Below are 13,837 nucleotides of genomic sequence, written 5' to 3'. Positions count from 1 at the left end.
GAGCGACGCTGTCCCGACTGAGCCGGGATAGCATCGCTGCCGCGCGAATACGGAGTTTGCGTGCGGCCTCAGGCCGCCGCCTTCTTCCGCGCGAGCTCGGCCTTGTACAGCTCGAACTCCTCGGCGATCGCCCTCGCGAATGACGGCCGCTGACGCAGGCGCTCGTAATACGCCTTCACGTTCGGCCATTTCGCAAGCTCGATCGGCGGCGTCGCCATGGTCCAGTTGATGACCGTGGCGAGATAGGCATCGGCCACGCTGAAATGGTCGAGCAGGAACTCGCGTCCCTCGAGGTATTTGTCGAGATAGTCGAGCCGCGACAGGTTCTTCTCCAGCGCATACGCCTTGGCGTCCTGCGGCGCCTTGCGGTCGAGCAGGGGAATGAAGAGACCCTTGTGCAGCTCGGTGCCGATGAAGCAGAGCCACTGATGCAGCCTTGTGCGCTCGATGCCCGCTGTGGCGCCGAGACCGGATTGCGGAAAACGGTCCGCGACATATTGCAGGATTGCGGCGTTCTCGGTCAGCACCACGCCCTCGTCGGTGCGCAGCGTCGGCACGAGGCCGATCGGATTCACGGTGCGGAAGTCGGAGCCGTCGTTCAGCACCTTCTTGGTCGGCGGATCGACTTCGAGATAATTCGCCTCGGCGCCGGCTTCATACAGTGCGACGCGTGTCGCCATCGAGCAGGCAAGCGGCGAGAAATAGAGATCCATCTGTAGCCTCCTTGGGCAATTCCTCTTTGGGTGTCGCTCAACCTGGCCAGATTGATTTTTGTACCATCTTGCATAATATGGATGCGGTCAAGGATTATCCTGCGAAATGGTACAAAAATCGAAGCCGCCAGCTGCTGCCAATCAACCCGAATCCCGCGGTCAACCCGAGCGCCGGGGCCAGCCTAAGCGCCGCGGCCGCCCGCGCGCCTACGAGCCCGATGTCGCGCTCGGCAAGGCGCTCGATCTGTTCCGCAAGCAGGGTTTCGCGGCCACCTCGCTCGACGATCTCAGCGCGGCCACCGGCATGAACCGGCCGAGCCTTTACGGCGCCTTCGGGGACAAGCGCGAGCTCTACATCAAGAGTTACCAGCGCTATCGCGACGAAGCGGGCGCGGCGATGGTCGCGATCTTCCGCGAGGAGATGCCGCTGCGCCAGCGGCTGGAGCGCATCTACGCTTCCGCGCTGGACATCTATCTGTCCGGCGACACCGGACCGCGCGGTTGCTTCACGGTGGTGACCGCGGCCTCCGAGGCGGTCGGCGATCCCGAGATCCGCGCCATGGTGCTGGACGGCCTCACCGGGCTCGACAAAGCGTTTGCCAGTTGCTTCCGCCGCGCCAAGGAGAAAGGCGAGCTGCCGGAGAGCGCCGATCCGTTCGCGCTGGCGCAGATCGCATCGGCCACCATCCACACCATCGCCGTCCGCTCCCGCGCCCGCGTGCCGCGCAAGGAGCTGGAGGCGATCGTGAAGGGCGCGATCGACGTGATGGTTGGAGTCGGGACCAGGGCCTGAGCTACGCCGCGCGAATCTGCGCGAGGAAACGATCCACCTCTTCGCGCAGCCGCTGCGATTGCTTGGCCAGCTCGACCGCCGAGCCCAGCACCTCTTCGGCGGCGGTACCCGTCGCTGCGATGCCGTCGGTGACGCCCGCAATGTTTTGCGAGACTTCGCCGGTGCGGGCCGCGGCTTGCTGGACGTTTTGCGCAATCTCCTGCGTTGCCGTGCCCTGCTGGCCGACGGCGGCGGCGATCGCGGCCGAGATCTCGTCGACCTCTTGGATGGTTGCGCATATCGACTGGATGCCGTCAACCGCGCCTGACGTCTCGCCCTGCACGGCGGTGACCTGTGCGCCGATCTCCTCGGTCGCCTTCGCGGTCTGGGTTGCCAGCGCCTTCACCTCGGACGCCACTACGGCGAAGCCGCGGCCGGCTTCGCCCGCGCGCGCCGCTTCGATCGTCGCGTTCAGCGCCAGCAGGTTGGTCTGACCGGCGATGCCGTTGATGAAGGAGACGACGTCGCCGATCTTCTGCGCGGCATCTGCAAGGCTTTGCACGCGCGCATTCGATCGCTGCCCGTCGCTGGCGGCCTTGCCGACCACCTCGGTCGCATGGGCGAGGCGACGGCTGATCTCGGTCATGGACGAGGATAGCTCTTCTGCGGCTGCCGCAACCGTCTGCACGTTCTCGGAGGCCAGCGCCGAGGCCGACGACACCATCCGGGTCTGCTGCCGCGACTGTTCGACGATGGCCGACATCGATCGCGCCGTATGCTCCATCTCGACCGCGGCCGAGGACACCGTGGTGACGACGTCGCGGATGCTCGCTTCGAAATTGTCGGCGAGCGCCGCGAAAGTCCGCCGCTTCTCGGCCTCGGACTGGGCCTTGGCCTCGAATTGGTCGGCCTGAAGCTTGCTGAAGCTCACGGCATTGTCGCGGAACACCCCGACCGCCTTCACCATCGCGCCGACTTCGTCATTCGCCGTGCTGACGGGAGCTTCAACGTCGAGCCGGCCATCGGCGAGCTCGCGCATCACTGATGTGATCGACAGGATCGGACGCGAAATGCTGCGGGCGATCAGATAGCCGACGATCGCGGCCACCACCAGCCCGAGCGCGGCGATCCCGAGCGAAAGCCACCAGGCGCGATCGGCGGAAGCGACATAGTCGGCATTGTCCATCACCAGCTCGACGGCGCCGAGCGGCTTGCCGGAAAAGTCCTTGATCGGTCCCAGCAGGGCGGCGACCGGCGTGCTGTCGAGCTTGCCCTGCCGCACCGTGAAGTCGCCGCCGGTGGCCCGGCCGTATTCGGTCGCATCGAAGAAGCTCTTGCCCTTCAGCGTGCCGCCAAAGAGCTTGAAGCCGGAACCGTCGGCGAGATGGAAGGCGATGTCGACATGGCGGTTGGCTTTGAAGTCGTCGAGGAAGGACTGGCCGAAGGTCAGGCCGAATTCGACGCTGCCGAGATGCTTGCCGGTTTGCGCGATCGGCACCACGCCGCGGATGCCGAGACCGGCGACGCCGCCCTCGAGACCGACCACGACCTTGCGGTCCTGGTTGGTGGCGACGACCGTCTTGCGAAAGCCCGAGAGGTCGTCGCCGAACTTGGCGGGTTGGTGCACGCGCAGGAACGAGGTCGCCGGCGCCACATGAAACTGGAACTGCTCGACGCCGTACTCCGATTTGGTCGCGGTGAACACCGGCCCGAACAGTGTGACGAGCGCGTTGCGGTCCTGTTTCGCCATTGCATCCTGCGTCGCCGGCATCGCGGCAACTACGATGCTCATGGCGGCGGCGCGGCGGGATTCCTCGGCGATGCGCGACAACAGGGCATCATAATGGCTGCGCAGCTCGCGCTGGTCTGCGCGGTCGATGATCCCGCCGATGATCCACATCGCGCCGAGCACGGCAAACAGGGTGGTCGCTGCGGCCGTCACCGCCAGCGCAACCGTGATCCGCATCCTGAGACCGAGACTCGCCCGCATGTCCGACTCGTTGTTTGAGCGTTGATTAACGAGGCCTATCAACTTCTCGCTAAGAGACGGTGAACGGGATGCCGGAGCGTGCGGTCGTGCGCCTCTCAGGCGGTCTCAATAGCCCCTTGCGCGGTCCACCACGTTCTCCAGCTTCCCGCCCGCCTCGAACCGCGCGATCTGCTCGGCAACATAGGCCGAGATCGCATCCGCGTCGGTGTCGGCGGCATTGTGCGGCGTCAGCACCACCTTGGGGTGGGTCCAGAACCGGCTGTCCTTTGGCTGCGGCTCCTGCACGAAGACGTCGAGCGAGGCCGCACCCAGCGTGCCGTCGTCGAGGCAGGCGAGAATATCGGCTTCGTTCTGCAGGCCGCCACGGCCGGCATTGATCAGCACCGGCGCGCCGAGCGGACTGCTGCGGTTGAGCTTTGCGAAGACGTCACCGTTGAGGATGCCGTGCGTGTCTGATGTCAGCGGCAGCAGGCAGACCAGGATATTGGTCGCGCGCAGGAATGCGTCCATGCCGGCCGTGCCATGGAAGCATTCGACGCCGTCGATCGTGCGCGGGCTGCGGCTCCAGCCGGCGACGCGGAAGCCGAGCCGCCGCAGCACGTCGGCCGCGTCGGCTCCCAACGTGCCCAGTCCCATGACGCCGACCGTGATCGCGCTGGCCGGCCACTGATATCTGGGCTCCCAGCGCTTCTCGCGCTGCGATTGCCGGAGGTAAAGCTCCTGGCGGTGATGCATCAGAACGTGCAGCACGACATATTCGGTCATGCGGTTGGTGAGATCGGGCACGGCGACGCGCACCAGCGGCACCTCGGGCAGGCTCTTGTCGGCCATCAGCGCGTCGACGCCCGCCCCGAGGTTGAAGATCGCCCGCAGATTTGGGAACGCACCGAGATCGCCCGGCACCGGCTTCCACACCGCCGCATAATGCACCTCCGCCGGATCGAGCCCGGCGTCCGGCAGCAGCACCACGCGGCGGTCCCCGCAGACGGCGTCAAACCGGGCTTTCCAGCGCTCCGGCAGCCAGTTCTGCTGCGTGCTGTTGATCAGGACGGCCAGTGTGCCCAGGGTCATTCGAAGTGCCTCTTCAGGTTCCGCTCGAGAAGGCCCTCCTTGGCACGATCTGCCGGATTTTTCTTGCAATTTTTTTCCGCAGCGCTGTCGGCGCGGGGCATATTGGCGCGTCTTCAGAACAGACGAGGGAAGTGCCGGCCATGCTTTACGCCATTCTTTGCTATCACGATGAGGATTTCGTCGGCTCCTGGAGCAAGGACCAGGACGAGGCCGTGATGAAGAAGCTCGCCGTGGTGCAGGAGAAGCTCACCAAGCAGGGCCGGCTCGGGCCGGTGGCGCGGCTGTTGCCGACGACTGCGGCGGCGACCCTGCGCAAGGAGGATCCGCCGCTGGTGCTCGACGGCCCCTATGCCGAGACCAAGGAGCAGCTGCTCGGCTTCTACATCGTCGACTGCAAGAATCTCGACGACGCCCTCGACGCCGCACGCGAGCTGGCTGCCGCCAACCCCGGCGGCGCCTACGAGGTGCGTCCCGTCGGCGTGTTCCGGCCCGGAGGAAACCTGACGTGAGCGAGGCCGATACCGCCTGGATCGAGACTGCGCTGACCTCGGCGCGACCCCAGGCGGTCGGCGCGCTGCTGCGCTATTTCCGCGATCTCGACACCGCAGAGGAGGCCTTTCAGAACGCCTGCCTGCGCGCGCTGAAGACCTGGCCGCAGAACGGGCCTCCGCGCGATCCCGCGGCCTGGCTGATCATGGTCGGCCGCAACGTTGCGATCGACGAGGTGCGACGCGCGCGCAGGCAGCAGCCGCTGCCGGAGGACGATCAGGCGATCTCCGATCTCGACGACGCCGAAGGCGCGCTGGCCGAGCGGCTCGACGGCTCGCACTATCGCGACGACATCTTGCGGCTGATGTTCATCTGCTGCCATCCAGGACTGCCGGCGACGCAGCAGATCGCGCTGGCGCTGCGCATCGTCTCGGGCCTCACGGTAAAGCAGATCGCACGCGCGTTCCTGGTCTCGGAAGCGGCGATGGAGCAGCGCATCACGCGCGCCAAGGCAAAGGTCGCCGAGGCCGGGACACCGTTCGAGGCGCCCGGCGCGGTCGAGCGCTCCGAACGGCTCGCCGGCGTCGCCGCGATGATCTACCTGATCTTCAACGAAGGCTATTCGGCGAGCGGCGACACGGCTGAAATCAGGAAGCCGCTGTGCGAGGAGGCGATCCGGCTGGCGCGGCTGCTGCTGCGGCTGTTTCCGAGCGAGCCGGAGATCATGGGTCTGACCGCGCTGATCCTGTTGCAGCATGCACGCAGCGCCGCGCGCTTTGCCGCGGACGGTTCGCTGATCCTGCTCGACGATCAGGATCGTTCCTTGTGGAACGGCACCATGATCGCGGAGGGCCTCGCGCTGATCGACAAGGCGATGCGCCACCGCCGCAGCGGGCCCTACCAGATCCAGGCCGCGATCGCCGCGCTGCATGCGCGCGCGGCGACGCCGGAGGAGACCGACTGGACGGAGATCGACCTGCTCTACGGCGCGCTCGAAGTGGTGCAGCCCTCGCCGGTGGTCACGCTCAACCGGGCGGTCGCGGTCTCCAAGGTGCGCGGGCCGCAGGCCGCGCTCGAGCTGATCGAGCCGCTGGCGCCGAAGCTCGCCAATTATTTCCATTTCTACGGCGTGCGCGGCGCCTTCCTGATGCAGCTCGGCCGCAACGACGAAGCCCGAATCGCCTTCGACCGCGCCATCGCGCTCGCCAACACCTCGGCCGAAGCCGCCCACATCCGCATGCATCTGGATCGCCTGATGCGGGACAGCCAGCCGAGGGCAAAGGAAAGCGCGAAGACGAAGTAGGGCAGGTGCCCCTAAACCGTCATTCCGGGGCGATGTGAAGCATCGAACCCGGAATCTCGAGATTCCGGGTTCACCCTTCGGGTGCGGAATGACGCTGAAATAATTCCGTTTCCGTCTTGTCGGCCCCAGCCGTTCTCCTTCGTCTTAATCCCGTATCCAGGAGAGCCCTCATGCTGAAAGCCATTGCCGTCATCGCCATCGTTCTCGCCGTCGGCATTGCCGCGGTCCTCGTCTTCGCCCTGACCAAACCCGATACGCTCCGTGTCGAGCGCGCGCTCGCCGTGAAGGCGCCGGCCGCTGCGATCTATCCGCTGGTTGCCGACTTCCATCGCTGGACCGCCTGGTCGCCCTATGAGACCCGCGATCCCGCCATGAGGCGGACGTTCGGCGGAACCGCGGCAGGCAAGGGCGCGACCTATGCCTGGGACGGCAACAACAATGTCGGCGCCGGCCATATGGAGATCCTGGAGGCGAACGGGCCCTCCAAGCTCCGCATCAAGCTCGATTTCGAGCGGCCGTTCGAAGGCCACAACACCGCGGAGTTCACCTTTGTGCCGCAAGGCGATGCCACACTCGTCACATGGGCGATGTACGGTCCGGCCCCGTTCCTGTCCAAGGTCATGCAGGTGTTCATCAACATGGACAGCATGATCGGCAAGGATTTCGAGGCGGGCCTCGCCGGCCTGAAGAAGCTCACCGAGAAGCAATAGGACTGCAACGAAGAGGAGAGAAACGATGCTCAATCCCTATCTGTTCTACCAGGACAATTGCGAAGCGGCGTTCAACTATTACGCCAAGGTTCTCGGCGGCAAGATCGACGCAATGATGCGCGCATCGGATGCTCCGCCGGAAATGCCGGCCGCGCCCGGCCGCGAGAAGATGATCATGCATGCGCGCATGTCGCTGCCCGACGGCAGCGTGCTGATGGCCTCCGATGCGCCGGCCGAGCACTTTCACAAGCCGCAGGGCTTCTCGGTCTCGCTCACGGTCAAGGATCCTGCAGATGGCGAGCGCAAGTTCAACGCGCTCGCCGACGGCGGCAGCGTCACCATGCCTTTCAGCAAGACGTTCTGGGCCAAGGGCTTTGGCATGTGCGTCGACAAGTTCGGCATTCCCTGGATGGTGAATTGCCCGGCCGAAGGCATGTGACGGGCGCGAGCGCGATCCGTCGCGTTGCGATCCCCTCTCTCCAATTCTGCGGGAGAGGGGACGTACGCTTCGTTACGTCACGCGCCGATCGGCCGTTTCTCCTCTCACCGGATTGATCCGGTGGCGTCCTCGCGCGGCGGCGACGATTCCACGCAGCGAGGACAGATCACGAGCTTGGCGCCGAGCTTCTTGTCGTTCTCCGCCTGTATCTCGTCCTGGACCGCCCACCACGCCTCGGAATATGGGCGCAATGTGCCGAGCACCTTTTCCCGCTCCTGATTGGGATCACTTGCGGCCGGCGCGCCGGTCGTGACGCGCCGCTTGGCGACATGCGGACGGTTCGGGTCCTTGCCGAGACCATCCCATGCGATGGCGCGGCGCTCCTGCGCCTCTGCGCATCCGATCAGCGCTGTGCAAAAAGTAAGCACGATGAAGCCGTGTCGAATCATGCCGGGCTTTTGCCTCCATAAGCGGCGCGCAGGATCTGCGAGAGACACGCGCATCGTCGGTTCAATGGAACTCAAGGCAAAACAAGCTTGCCAGCATGGCCGAATATGAGTCGTGCTTTCGCATCACTTTGCGGACGCAGTGAGGCATCAGCTGCATCGCACAACAATTGGCGCAATATTGGGCTGTGATATGCACGTCAGAATCGTTATTGGTGAGTCATAAAAGCTACAAACCGGGATGGACGTCACGTGGAAGGGGAGCGACCGATGGCGGCGGCGCTACAGATCAACTTTGCTCTCTGGGGAATGCTCATTTGCGCCAGCGCGAAACTGGCGCCGGTGATCCAGACGCTCTTTTGAAAGCGGTTGGCGGCTGCCGGCTGTATCAGCGGCAACGCGGATAGATCGCGGCGAGATCGCGCCCCTTCAACAGGAGCAGCCGCGAGCTAAGACCGCCACGGCGGCTGATCCAGTCGCGCACCGGGCCTGGATAGGCGGCAAGCACCGCGACCGATGCTTCCGGTTCGGCATAGAAGCGGCCGCGCCGGTCCACCGATCGCGCGGCGTGGAAGCCGAGCACCGCACGCTTGGTGACGCAGATGCGCTCGCCCGGCACGATGCTCAGCACCAGCGTGCAGGCGGACAGGCAGGGGCCGTCGATCACGACGCGCTCGCCGCTCTCGCGCACTTTCTCGAACAGATCGAGGAACGGCCCGACCTGTCCACCCGGGGATTGGATGATGCGGATCTCGGCCGCCGCCGGCGCGGCGACGAGCAGCGCGGATGCAAGCATCAGGGTTTTGAGGAAGGTGATGCGTTGCATGGTACTCTCCACGAACTCGATTCCGTAGGGTGGGCAAAGCGGAGCGTGCCCACCATCCGTACCGCCAAATTTGGATCGATGGTGGGCAGGGCGCGTTGCGCCTTTGCCCACCCTACAAATCCTGTGCCTACCCGTTGCGCCTCTGCCCGCGCAGCGTCGGCAGGCCGATACCCGCCGCATCGAAGCCGCCGTCCACGGCCAAAATTTGGCCGGTGATGTAGCTCGCGCTGCCCGAGCACAGGAAATAGATCGCTTCCGCGAGTTCCTCCTCCAGGCCGTAGCGGTTGAGCGGAATGGCGTCGTGATAGTCGGCGCGGATTTCCTTGGTGTGCACCTGCTTGGCCATGGCGGTGTCGACCGGTCCAGGCGCGACTGCGTTGACACGGATGTTGAGCGAGGCGAGTTCGACTGCGAGCTGCTTGGTGAGGTGCGCAAGGCCTGCCTTGCTGGTGCCGTAGGCCGAGCGCAGCGTCGAGGCGCGCACGGCCGAGATCGAGGTGATGTTGACGATGGCCCCGCCGTTGCCGTCGCGCATCAAGGGCACGGCCGCCTTGGTGCAGAGGAACGGGCCGGTGAGGTTGACCGCCATGATCCTGTTCCAATCGGCGTCACTGGTCTCCAACACCGGTGCGAACGCGGCAACGCCGGCATTGTTGACAAGCGCATCGAGCCGGCCGAAGCGGCTCATGACAGCGTCCATTGCGGTTCCGACAGCCGCTGCGTCGGCTACGTCGCAGGTGATCGCCAGCGCATCATTGCGGTTTTCCAGCGCCGCTACCGCGCTCGCCTGCAGGTCGCCATCGATGTCGAGCAGCGCCACGCGCCAGCCCTCGGCGAGAAACTTCTTCGCGGTTGCCAGCCCAATACCGCGGGCGGCGCCGGTGACGAGGGCAATTTTTTGCGGGGCTTGCGGCATGGAGAATCTGTCCTCGGGGCAAAGTGCGTGCTTGAGCTTGCGGTCCTTTTACTGTGCTTTGGTCAGAGGACGAAAGGCCCATGCTGGTCGAGCCGGTCGCTTGTACGCTCGGAGAGCGCGAAGCCCCGGGCCTGCAAGGCGAGATACAAGTTAGGGAACGACGGCGTCGCTCCTTGCTCCGTCATTGCGAGCGCAGCGAAGCAATCCAGATTGCCGCCCCGGAGGGGATTCTGGGTTGCTTCGCTGCGCTCGCAATGTCGCTGTGGAGACAGCGAGCGCTCAGGATGGCGATAAAGCGGGCGCCTAGGCCAGTTCCGCCGAGGCCCGCTGCATGTTGGCCGACATGTCCGATGTCACGATGCTCTGCTCCTCGACGGCGGCCGCGGTGGAGGCGATGAACTCGTTGACGCCGGCAATCGCGGCCTTGATCGCGGTGAGCGAGCTGCCGACGTCGCCCGAGATGACGTTCAGGGCTTCGATTTCGGAGGTGATCGTGTCGGTCGCCTGCTTGGCCTGATTCGCGAGATTCTTCACCTCGGAGGCGACCACCGCAAAGCCGCGGCCGGCCTCGCCCGCACGCGCCGATTCGATCGTGGCGTTGAGTGCGAGCAGGTTGATCTGGCTCGTGATGCCCGAAATCATCTCCACGATGCCGCTCATGGCTTGCGCAGCTGCGGCCAGCTTATGGGCCTGACTGTCCGCGGATTCGGCCCTCGCGGTCGCGACCTTGGACGTCTCGCGCGACTTCGCCATGGTCTCCGAGATCTCGCGGATCGAGGCGCTCATCTGTTCGCTGCCGGCCGCGACAGCCTCGATCAGTCCGCGCGCATTGTCGGCCTTCTTGCGGCCGATCGCCTGCGCGGTGATGTCGGTGGCGTACTTCACCACCTTGTAAGGCTTGCCGTTGAGGTCGAAGATCGGGTTGTAGGAGGCCTGGATCCAGATCTCTCGTCCGCCCTTGGCGATCCGCTTGTATTCGGCGGCCTGATATTCGCCGCGATTGAGGGTCTCCCAGAACTGGCGATAAGCCGCCGAGTTCTTCTCGTTCGGCTCGACGAACATGGAATGGTGCTGGCCCTTGATCTCCGCCAGTGAATAGCCCATCGCCTTCAGGAAATTGTCGTTGGCGGTGCGGATCGTGCCGTCCATGTTGAACTCGATCACGGCCTGCGACTTCTGGATTGCGGCGAGCTGACCGTTATTGTCGGCGGCCTGCATCTTCTGCGCGGTAACGTCGGTTGCGAACTTCACCACCTTGAACGGCTTGCCGTTCTCGTCGAGGATCGGATTGTAGGTGGCGATGATCCAGATCTCTTTGCCGCCCTTGCCCAGCCGCTTGTATTCGGCCGCCTCGAACTCGCCCCGGTTCAGCTTGGCCCAGAACGCGGCATAGGCCGCACTCGCACGGTCCTCGGGCGTCACGAACATGCTGTGATGCTTGCCCTTGATCTCGTCGAGCGAGTAACCCATCGCCTTCAGGAAGTTCTCGTTGGCGCTGACGATGGTGCCGTCCATGTTGAACTCGATCACCGCCTGGGCGCGATTGATCGCGGCGATCTTGCCGGAATCCTCCATGGTCTTGATCTTGTACGCGGTGATGTCGGTGGCGAATTTGATGAAGCTGACGACCTTGCCGTTCTCGTCGCGCAGCGGCGCGTAAGAGGCGTGGATCCAGAGTTCCTTCCCGCCCTTTCCGAAACGTTGGTATTGAGTGGTCTGAAATTCGCCGCGGTTGAGGCTGGCCCAGAAGTCGCGATAGCGGGCGCTCTCGCGCTCGGCCGGGCTGACGAAGATGCTGTGGTGCTTGCCCTTGATCTCGGCGAGCGTATAGCCGGTCATCTTCAGCAGGTTCTCGTTGGCATCGAGGATGGTGCCGTCGAGGTCGAATTCGATCACGGCCTGAGATTGATCGAGTGCCTCGACTTCTGCGATGGCGTGTCTGACCTTCTTGCTTTGGAAATTGAACACGTGAGCTCCGCAATATTCTCGGGGGCGATTGAAAGGACTGGCGTATCGTTCTCTGATGAAAAAAGTTGCATGCTCTTCTTGACCATCTGTAAACCCTGCAACCCCGTAAGAATTCGGGTTATTTAAACGTGTATTGGCCACATCCTTCAATCTAGAGAGATTTCAGCTCTGTATGCACGTTTAGGTACATATGGGCTCCGTATTTGTACGGGGCGAACGCGCATGATTTTTCGCGCCGTGTTGCCGGGGTCTGCGCAAATGCAGGGCGCGGCGTCCTGAGAATCATCACGCGCCGGGGCCAGGTCGGCCGAGGAAATTTTCTCACGCCGCATGTCGGTTCCCTGAAAGTCCGTTCGTCTTGCAGGTGAGGCGGACGGTTCGGCCGCGCTCTCCCCGACGATGAAAGGCGAGGAGCCCCATGCGATTCATGATGCTGATGATCCCGCTCGGCTACGAGAACGCGCCGCCGGAGGTGCAGCTCGATCCCGAGCGCGTTGCGGCGATGATGCGCTACAACGAGGCGCTGAAGGATGCGGGCGTGCTGATCACGCTGGACGGGCTGCACCCGCCGTCGACCGGCGCGCGCGTCTCGTTCGCGACCGGCAAGCCTGTGGTGACCGACGGGCCCTCGCGGAAGCCAAGGAAGTCCTGGGCGGCTATTGGATGATCGAGGTCGCTTCGCGCGAGGAAGCGATCGCGTGGGCCAGGAAGTGCCCGGCTTCGCCGAACGAGATCATCGAAATCCGGCAGGTGCACGAGATCGCCGATTACTCGCCCGAGGTGCAGGAGATCATCGCCGGGTTTGGCGACCTGAAGACGTAGACGACACAGCCGCTGCGTGATGTCCCCACTCTTTCAACCCCAGGAGAAAACCATGAGCACCGAACACAAATTCCTCGCCATCTATCTCGGCAGCATGACGGGATCGAAAATGGCGGCGTGGCGCGCACTGCCCGAGGCCGAACGGAAGGCGAAGGAGCAGGAGGGCATGGCGGCCTGGCACGGCTGGGTCGAGAAGCACAAAGCCGTGATCGTCGAGATGGGCGGCCCGCTCGGCAAGACCCGCAGGATCGACGCCAATGGCATCACCGAGATCAGCAACGCGCTGACCGGTTTCACGGTGGTGCGCGCCGCCTCGCAGGAGGACGCTGCAAAGCTGTTCGAGAACCACCCGCATTTTGCGATCTTCCCGGGCGAGGCCATCGAGGTCATGCCCGTGCTGCCGATTCCGCAGATGTAGCTTCCGGCGATCGTCATTCCGGGGCGGCTCTTCGAGCCACTTCGGAACGACTGCGGAGACTACGGGGTTAATCACGCCCCATCGCCGCTAGTGACCTTCACGCCCGGCTCATGTAAAGGTCGTTCACATGAGCTGGCGCAAGGAGCAGCGCCGCGCCGAGCGCGGCTATCACCACGGCAATCTGAAGGAAGCCCTGTTGCAGGCGGCCCTCGGGCTGATCGCCGAGAAGGGGGCGGCCGGCTTCACCTTCGCCGATGCCGCGCGCATGGCCGGCGTCAGTGCGGCGGCGCCCTATCGGCATTTCCGCGACCGCGAGGAGCTGTTGTCCTCGATCGCGCAGCGCGGCTTCGAGCAGTTCGAGGCGCGCCTGTCCGCGGCCTGGGACGACGGGCGGCCCGATACGGTCACCGCGTTCGAGCGCGTCGGCAAGGCCTATCTCGCCTTCGCCCGCGAGGAGCCGGCCTTCTACAATGCGATGTTCGAATCTGGCGTGCCGGTCGATGCCAATGCCGCACTTCAGGCGGCCAGCGAACGCGCCTTCAACATCATCCGAGCCGCAGCCGAGCGGCTCGCCGCGCTGACGCCACCGGGCACGCCCCGACCGCCGGCGATGATGATGGCGCTGCACATCTGGTCGATGGCGCATGGCGTGGCCTCGTTGTTTTCCCGGGGCGATGCTGCGCGCCGCAAGCTGCCGATGTCGCCGGACGAGCTGCTGGAGGCCGAGGTGCTGATCTATCTGCGCGGCCTCGGTTTCCCGACCGACCGCCGTCCTGCGGCCAAGGGCGCCGCGCCGCCGCCGGTGCCGCCGGAGGCTCCCTCCGGTTCGGGCGTCCCGCCCGGCGGCCCCTGGGGCAAGCCGAAATAAGATTGCGCGAAATAATCACGCGGGCGTGTCTGGCGGCCAGCTTGACAAAATCGCGGGATAGTCTAGCTATGTAAATGTTATTTACA

The 13,837-nt window shown here is 64.6% G+C and carries 14 protein-coding genes and 1 pseudogene; 8 read left to right on the top strand and 7 right to left on the bottom strand.

Annotation, left to right across the window (positions count from 1 at the left end; all coding sequences use genetic code 11):
• Positions 1-68: 68 nt before the first annotated feature.
• Entirely contained in the window at positions 69-713 is a 645-nt protein-coding gene (locus tag XI05_RS17655; protein WP_271503925.1) for a glutathione binding-like protein, read from the bottom strand.
• A gap of 106 nt (positions 714-819) precedes the next feature.
• Here XI05_RS17655 and XI05_RS17650 point away from each other — a divergent pair, with 106 nt between their 5' ends.
• The gene (locus XI05_RS17650) at positions 820-1,506 is read left to right on the top strand and encodes a TetR/AcrR family transcriptional regulator (protein ID WP_271503922.1); all 687 of its coding nucleotides are present in this window, start codon (positions 820-822) and stop codon (positions 1,504-1,506) included.
• Position 1,507: 1 nt separating this feature from the next.
• Here XI05_RS17650 and XI05_RS17645 read toward each other — a convergent pair whose 3' ends face one another.
• Complete coding sequence (locus XI05_RS17645) at positions 1,508-3,475, bottom strand: methyl-accepting chemotaxis protein (RefSeq protein ID WP_271503920.1); 1,968 nt, start codon at positions 3,473-3,475, stop codon at positions 1,508-1,510.
• A 105-nt stretch (positions 3,476-3,580) separates the two neighbouring features.
• Complete coding sequence (locus XI05_RS17640; protein ID WP_271503918.1) at positions 3,581-4,546, bottom strand: 2-hydroxyacid dehydrogenase; 966 nt, start codon at positions 4,544-4,546, stop codon at positions 3,581-3,583.
• 140 nt (positions 4,547-4,686) lie between these two features.
• On the opposite strand from XI05_RS17640, the gene XI05_RS17635 reads away from it, so the two are divergent.
• The 4 genes from XI05_RS17635 (at position 4,687) to XI05_RS17620 (ending at position 7,487) form a co-directional block, all read left to right on the top strand.
• The gene (locus XI05_RS17635; protein WP_271503916.1) at positions 4,687-5,055 is read left to right on the top strand and encodes a YciI family protein; all 369 of its coding nucleotides are present in this window, start codon (positions 4,687-4,689) and stop codon (positions 5,053-5,055) included.
• Positions 5,052-6,338 (top strand): RNA polymerase sigma factor, encoded by a 1,287-nt coding sequence (locus XI05_RS17630; protein WP_271503915.1) that lies wholly within the window; start codon positions 5,052-5,054, stop codon positions 6,336-6,338. Before XI05_RS17635 ends, XI05_RS17630 begins: the two co-directional genes overlap by 4 nt.
• A gap of 170 nt (positions 6,339-6,508) precedes the next feature.
• Positions 6,509-7,048: an SRPBCC family protein gene (locus XI05_RS17625; protein ID WP_271503913.1), complete on the top strand. Its 540-nt coding sequence runs from the start codon at positions 6,509-6,511 to the stop codon at positions 7,046-7,048.
• A 25-nt stretch (positions 7,049-7,073) separates the two neighbouring features.
• Complete coding sequence (locus XI05_RS17620) at positions 7,074-7,487, top strand: VOC family protein (RefSeq protein WP_271503911.1); 414 nt, start codon at positions 7,074-7,076, stop codon at positions 7,485-7,487.
• A 104-nt stretch (positions 7,488-7,591) separates the two neighbouring features.
• On the opposite strand, the gene XI05_RS17615 is transcribed toward XI05_RS17620, so the two are convergent.
• The 4 genes from XI05_RS17615 to XI05_RS17600 form a co-directional block, all read right to left on the bottom strand.
• The gene (locus tag XI05_RS17615) at positions 7,592-7,936 is read right to left on the bottom strand and encodes a hypothetical protein (RefSeq protein ID WP_271503908.1); all 345 of its coding nucleotides are present in this window, start codon (positions 7,934-7,936) and stop codon (positions 7,592-7,594) included.
• 385 nt (positions 7,937-8,321) lie between these two features.
• Complete coding sequence (locus tag XI05_RS17610) at positions 8,322-8,759, bottom strand: hypothetical protein (RefSeq protein WP_172784791.1); 438 nt, start codon at positions 8,757-8,759, stop codon at positions 8,322-8,324.
• A 127-nt stretch (positions 8,760-8,886) separates the two neighbouring features.
• Positions 8,887-9,675, bottom strand: coding sequence for an SDR family NAD(P)-dependent oxidoreductase (locus tag XI05_RS17605; protein ID WP_271503905.1), 789 nt, complete (start codon positions 9,673-9,675; stop codon positions 8,887-8,889).
• Positions 9,676-9,978: 303 nt separating this feature from the next.
• Positions 9,979-11,643, bottom strand: coding sequence for a methyl-accepting chemotaxis protein (locus tag XI05_RS17600; RefSeq protein ID WP_271503902.1), 1,665 nt, complete (start codon positions 11,641-11,643; stop codon positions 9,979-9,981).
• Between the two features lie 418 nt (positions 11,644-12,061).
• Between XI05_RS17600 and XI05_RS17595 the strand changes: the two are divergent.
• The 3 genes and pseudogenes from XI05_RS17595 (at position 12,062) to XI05_RS17585 (ending at position 13,751) form a co-directional block, all read left to right on the top strand.
• A pseudogene (locus XI05_RS17595) lies at positions 12,062-12,465 on the top strand (YciI family protein).
• A gap of 52 nt (positions 12,466-12,517) precedes the next feature.
• Positions 12,518-12,883, top strand: coding sequence for a hypothetical protein (locus XI05_RS17590; protein ID WP_271503899.1), 366 nt, complete (start codon positions 12,518-12,520; stop codon positions 12,881-12,883).
• Between the two features lie 127 nt (positions 12,884-13,010).
• On the top strand, positions 13,011-13,751 hold the full coding sequence (locus XI05_RS17585; RefSeq protein ID WP_271503896.1) for a TetR/AcrR family transcriptional regulator: 741 nt from the start codon (positions 13,011-13,013) through the stop codon (positions 13,749-13,751).
• The last annotated feature ends 86 nt before the right edge of the window (positions 13,752-13,837 follow it).

This window comes from Bradyrhizobium sp. CCBAU 11357, from assembly GCF_028128865.1.
Classification (GTDB): domain Bacteria; phylum Pseudomonadota; class Alphaproteobacteria; order Rhizobiales; family Xanthobacteraceae; genus Bradyrhizobium.
The sequence above is the reverse complement of the archived record's forward strand: the minus strand, read 5'-3'. Positions and strand labels throughout refer to the sequence as shown.